The sequence below is a fragment of the Streptomyces sp. NPDC033845 genome (assembly GCF_055576225.1).
Map to the genome: position 1 here is coordinate 1 of NZ_JBVIRI010000068.1, position 3,534 is coordinate 3,534.

3 protein-coding genes and 1 pseudogene are annotated in these 3,534 nt (G+C 72.3%); 2 read left to right on the plus strand and 2 right to left on the minus strand.

What is annotated here, in order from left to right; genetic code table 11:
• Together ACZ50K_RS37745 and ACZ50K_RS37750 are read left to right on the plus strand one after the other, a co-directional pair.
• Window positions 1–101: pseudogene (locus ACZ50K_RS37745) on the plus strand (ATP-binding protein); the annotation flags it as partial.
• Between the two features lie 81 nt (window positions 102–182).
• Window positions 183–3,116, plus strand: coding sequence for an NACHT domain-containing protein (locus ACZ50K_RS37750; RefSeq protein ID WP_468911990.1), 2,934 nt, complete (start codon window positions 183–185; stop codon window positions 3,114–3,116).
• A gap of 32 nt (window positions 3,117–3,148) precedes the next feature.
• On the opposite strand, the gene ACZ50K_RS37755 is transcribed toward ACZ50K_RS37750, so the two are convergent.
• Complete coding sequence (locus tag ACZ50K_RS37755) at window positions 3,149–3,343, minus strand: acyl-CoA carboxylase subunit epsilon (protein WP_468911993.1); 195 nt, start codon at window positions 3,341–3,343, stop codon at window positions 3,149–3,151.
• A 15-nt stretch (window positions 3,344–3,358) separates the two neighbouring features.
• A partial coding sequence (locus ACZ50K_RS37760) for a carboxyl transferase domain-containing protein (RefSeq protein WP_468911995.1) occupies window positions 3,359–3,534 on the minus strand: 176 nt, incomplete at its 5' end.

The window sequence follows — 3,534 nt, forward strand, 5'->3', positions numbered from 1 at the left end:
CCGACGCACCCATCATCACCACCGACGCACGCCACCGCGCCGACGCCAAGAGCGCCCTCATCACCCTCGTCGAACACGCCCTCATGGCACGACTGCGGTAGCCGTCACCCACCCGTACGGAACGCCGGGAACCCTCTGCGGGGGTCCCGGCGTTCTGTCATTCTGACGGGCGGGGGTGGGGCATGAGCGCGGAAGTCGCGGCGATCAACCTGGGGCGGGTGCTGGCGACCCGGGCGGCCGGGTTGTGGCTGGGGCCGCGCCGGCGGGACCAGGAGAGCCGCTCCGAGCTCTCCGATCTGATCCGGGTGCGCGTCCCGGGGCTGCGGGCCCAGCGGGACCTGACCCGACAGTTCGAGCAGATCGCCGATGCTGTCGCCGACCGGGTGCAGCCCCTGCTGGAGCACGAGTTCCGGGGGCTGTCCGCAGCGGACCGGCAGGCCGCCGTGGACGCCGTGGCCGACACGTTCGCCCGCGCCGACCTCTCCGACGCGGCCGTCATCGGCTCGGACGCCGACCCGGCCGAGCTCTCCCGCCGGATCCGCGCCGGGGCGCCGGTGCCCGCCGGGTTCGACGAGGCCACGGCGGCCTTCCACGACATGCTCTTCGCCCAGACCTGCGAATGCTACGTGCGGCTGCTGCGCCGACTGCCCGTCTTCACCGAGCGGGCGGTGGTCGAACTCCTCGCCCGCAGCACCTCCCTGGGCACCGAGGTCTCCCTGCTCCTGGAGCGGCTGCCCGCCCCCCAGCTGTACGCGCCCCGGGGCGACGGGCAGGACGAGGCCTTCCGCCGCGAGTACCTGGACTACGTCAGCCGCTCCCTCGACGAGGTCGAGCTCTTCAGCTTCGCCTCCGAGCGGGCGGCCCGTACGAAGCTGTCGGTGGCGTACGTCAGTCTGCGCACGTGCAAGGAGGGCCGGACCCGGGACCGGGGCACCGGGGTCCTCCCGCGCCCCCGTTCCGGCGACTGGCTCGCCGAGGAGACCGGGCACGGTGTCCGGGTGGAGACGGCGCTCAAGGACACCGACCGGGTGCTGCTCCGCGGAGAGGCCGGTTCCGGGAAGACCACCCTGCTCCAGTGGCTGGCGGTGACGGCGGCCCGGGGCGCCTTCAGCGGCGAACTCGCCCACTGGAACGGTCTGGTGCCCGCCCTGGTGAAGCTCCGTCGGCACGCCGGCCGCGATCTCCCGGTGCCGGAGGCCCTGCTGGACCACACCGCGGGCCCCCTCACCGGCCACATGCCGAAGGCGTGGATGGACCGGCGACTCCGCGACGGCCAAGTGCTGCTGCTCCTGGACGGCCTCGACGAACTTCCGTCGGGTGAGCGGCGATCGGTCCGGGAGTGGCTGGGGAACCTGCTGAGGGCCTACCCCGGCAACCGGATCGTGGTGACCTCCCGGCCGGCCGCGGCGCGGGCCGACTGGCTGCGCCACGAGGGCTTCGAGCCGGTGCTGCTGGACCGGATGCGCCCGGCCGACGTGGTGGTCTTCGTCCGGAAGTGGCACCAGGCCGTCCTCGGCCAGGACGAGGACCTCACCGAGTACGAGCGCACCCTGCTCACCAGCCTCCAGGACCGGCCGCACCTCCAGTCCCTGGCGTCCAGCCCCCTGCTGGCGGCGCTGCTGTGCGCCCTGCACCTGAACCGGCGGCGGCAGCTCCCACGCGACCGGATGGAGCTCTACCGGCTGGCGCTGGAGATCCTGCTCCAGCGACGGGACGCCGAGCGGAACGTGCCGAGCGCGCTCGGTCTGCCGCTCTCCCTCACCGACAAGACGCACATCCTCAAGGACCTGGCCTGGCGGCTCTCCGACAACAACCGGAGCGAGATCTCCGAGGCCCAGGCACTGGAGTACACCCGGCGGGCCCTGTCCTCGATGCGGCATCTCGACGAGGTGCCCCCCGAGGCGGTGCTCGACCATCTGCTGACCCGCTCGGGGCTGCTGCGCAAGCCGGCCGAGGACCGGGTGGACTTCCTGCACCGCAGCTTCCAGGAATACCTGGCCGCCGCCGACGCCGCGGCGGAGGACAACATCGGCAATCTGGTCGAGCGTGCCCATCTGGACCTCTGGCGGGACACCATCGTGCTGGCGGCCGGGCATGCCACGCGGACCCAGCGCAAGGAGCTGATCACCGGCCTGCTGGCCCGCGCCGAGGCCGAGCCGCGCCACCGGCGCAGGCTCCGGCTGCTGGCCGTGTCCTGTCTGGAGACGATGTCCTCGGTCCCGGAGACGATCGCGGAACCCCTCGACGCGGCGATGGACGCGCTGATCCCGCCGCGGCGGGTCGGAGAGGCGGATTCGCTGGCGGCGGCGGGCCAGCCCCTGCTGCGGCGGATGCCGACGACTCTTGAGGGGATGTCCGAGGCCGCCGCCAAGAGCCTGGTGCGGACCGTGTCATTGATCGGAGGAGACCGGGCGCTCTCCCTGATGGAAGGCTGGGCCGTCGACAGTCGGTGCAACGTGGGCATCGCGCTGAGCTCGGCATGGGAGTACTTCCCGCTCGACGCCTACGCGGAGCGCGTGCTGGGGAAACTGCCACTGGCAGAGGTGCCCGTGCCTCTCACCCATGTCGCCCAGGCGGCGGTGCTCCCCACGCTCCCCAGGCTTCGCCGGCTGAACGTGGCCTGTCCGCTCCCGCAGGGCACCGGCGTGCTGGAGGGAATGACAGGGCTCTCGGACCTCGTCTTCTTCCAGACCTGGTCCGCGAACCTCGGCCCGCTGGCCGGCCACGCCGCACTGGAGTCGCTGCTCCTCATGAACGCCTACGACGTGGACCTCTCGGTCCTCGACGGGCTCGGACGGCTGCAACTCCTGATCGCGGCAGGCCACGACGTATCGAGGTCGAGGCTGCTGGGCCCCTCGGACCTGTCCGGCCTGTCCTCGCTGAGCACGTGCCTGCTCAGCAGCTTCGACGCCCACGACTGGCTGTCGAAGATCGAGGTCGGAGCGCCGCAGTTGACCAGGCTCTCGCTGATGGATTCGGTGGTCCCGGAGGACTTGGGGTGCCTGGCCGCGTTCCCGGCGCTCCGTAAGGTCGTGCTGTCTAAGGCCGTCACGCCGAACGGCCGCCCGGCGAACCCGCGGTCGGTGCCCGAGGGCATCGTCGTGCGGTTCGCCTGAGCGGCCGTCGTCGTAGGTGGCGCGGTCGGGGGTCAGCCCTGCCAGCTGCGGGGGCCCCGGAAGCCGGGGGTGCGCTCCAGGCGGCGCCAGCCGGCGGTGGAGCGGTCGGCGGGGGCCGGGATGGACGGGGTGGCGGCGGCGCGGGCGAGCAGGATCGCGGTGATCGCGGCCAGCTCCTCGGGGGCGGCGTGGCCCTTCTCGACGCGCAGCAGCATGTCGGTGCTCATCGGTGGCTTCTCCTCTTACTGCGGCGGGTTGCCGTGCTTGCGCGACGGCAGGTCGGCGTGCTTGTTGCGGAGCATGACCAGGGCGCTGATCAGCGTCTCGCGGGTTTCGGCGGGGTCGATGACGTCGTCGACGAGGCCGCGTTCGGCCGCGTAGTACGGGTGCATCAGCTCGGCCTTGTACTCCTTGACCA